We start from the raw sequence: 1,015 nt of genomic DNA on the forward strand, positions 1-1,015 counted from the left end.
GAACAGGTTATTTAAGAATGAAAGAGTATGAATCTTTGAATCTAATACTGCGTGTGATTTTTTTATTTTTTATTTTTAAATCTTGCTCTTTTTTCTTTTGCCAGATAATAGATCGCCTTTGTTATAAAATGAGAGTAGTCTTTACTGGCAAAGGTAGAGGAAAGGGGTTTTACTTGTTCTTTATTATAATGATGTTCATAGTCCATATCGTTATGTCCTATATTGGAGTAGATCATATTATATTTTTTGTTACTCCAGATGATGGGATAAGAGCCTTCGGTCCAGATCTCATGTTTCTTGGGACCTGTTCCTACCGGAAAACTTTTTTCATCTATCGCATAAAGGATACTTATATCTTTATTTTTGGTAAGGTCATTCTTCCAGGCGTACCATTCATTGGGTGGTGTATGTAGGAAGGGTTGTGATTCTGTGAATTTATTATTAGTAATTCTTCTGAGTACGACTGAAGTGGGTCTCCAGGTATTGCTCTTGTATTCTCCGGATCCCAGGAATGTGTCGTGATACCAACTCCAATTATCGTCATAAGAAGATTGGTGTAATGAAAAAGCAGTGAAGTGGAATCCGATCCATCCACCGCCTTTTTCGATATACTGTTTAAAGGCATCCCGATGTTCTACCTGTTCGGGCCGGGTATCTAAGAATAAAACAACATCATATTCTGATAATTCATCCAATGTCATTTTATTCCAGTCATCGGTATGAGTATAGTGGAGCTTCTTAGCCTGAGCCTGAGAGGTAAAGTATTTATTAGCTTCTTCAACAAAACTGATATGGGCTAAATCATTTTTTGCGGTATAAAAAGCTAAGACTTTAGGGATAATTGATAACTGAGCATGGACATGTGAGATACCGCATATGAGCGTAAGAAAAATAATAATATAGAAAATTTCTTTTTTCAAGGGGTTGAGTTTTGTAAGGTTGAGTTGTCAATCAAAATTAAGAAGAATAAACCAGTTTTAAAAAGTACTGATTATTGAAAGAATGGAAGGTTAAT

General features: G+C 35.0%; 1 protein-coding gene. It reads right to left on the minus strand.

Translation table 11 applies throughout. The annotated features are described in order from the left end of the window. Window positions 1–62 precede the first annotated feature (62 nt). Entirely contained in the window at window positions 63–920 is an 858-nt protein-coding gene (locus AC3WRL_RS22565; protein ID WP_492331286.1) for a ThuA domain-containing protein, read from the minus strand. Window positions 921–1,015 lie beyond the last annotated feature (95 nt).

The organism is Chryseobacterium sp. FW101-FHT12H09 (assembly GCF_058790395.1).